1 pseudogene is annotated in these 528 nt (G+C 76.7%); it reads left to right on the top strand.

What is annotated here, in order from left to right:
- Window positions 1-528: pseudogene (locus KN815_RS49625) on the top strand (apolipoprotein N-acyltransferase); the annotation flags it as partial.

Genomic DNA, 528 nt, shown 5'->3' with positions numbered 1-528 from the left:
GGGCTCGCGCTCGGCCTCGCCTTCCCGCCGTTCGGGGTGTGGCCGCTGTCCCTGGTGGCCGTCGCCGCCCTGGCCCTGCTCACCCATGGCCGGACCGCCCGCCAGGGCGCCTGGACGGGCTTCGCCTTCGGGGTGCCGTTCTTCCTGCTGCTGCTGAAGTGGCTCAACGTGGTGGGCTGGGACGCGGTGATCGGCCTGTCGATCATCCAGGCGGCCTTCCTGGCGCTGATGGGGGCCGGCCTGGCCCTGGTCTCCCGGCTGCCGGTACCGGCCCTGTGGCCGCTGTGGACGGCCTGTCTGTGGATCGCCGAGGAGTGGGCCCGCGACCGGGTGCCCTTCGGCGGCTTCCCCTGGGGCCGGCTGGCCTTCGCCAACACCGGCTCGCCCTACACCCCGCTCGCCGCGCTCGGCGGCGCCCCGCTGGTCACCTTCGGCGTCGCGGTGACGGGCGGGGCGCTCGCCTCCGCCGCGCTCCTCCTGTGGCGGCTGCACCGCGCCGGGGGCCTCTCACCGCGCGGCGCCCTGCCC

The sequence above is a fragment of the Streptomyces niphimycinicus genome, from assembly GCF_018883605.1.
In the GTDB taxonomy this organism is placed as follows: domain Bacteria; phylum Actinomycetota; class Actinomycetes; order Streptomycetales; family Streptomycetaceae; genus Streptomyces; species Streptomyces niphimycinicus.
The sequence above is the reverse complement of the archived record's forward strand: the minus strand, read 5'-3'. Positions and strand labels throughout refer to the sequence as shown.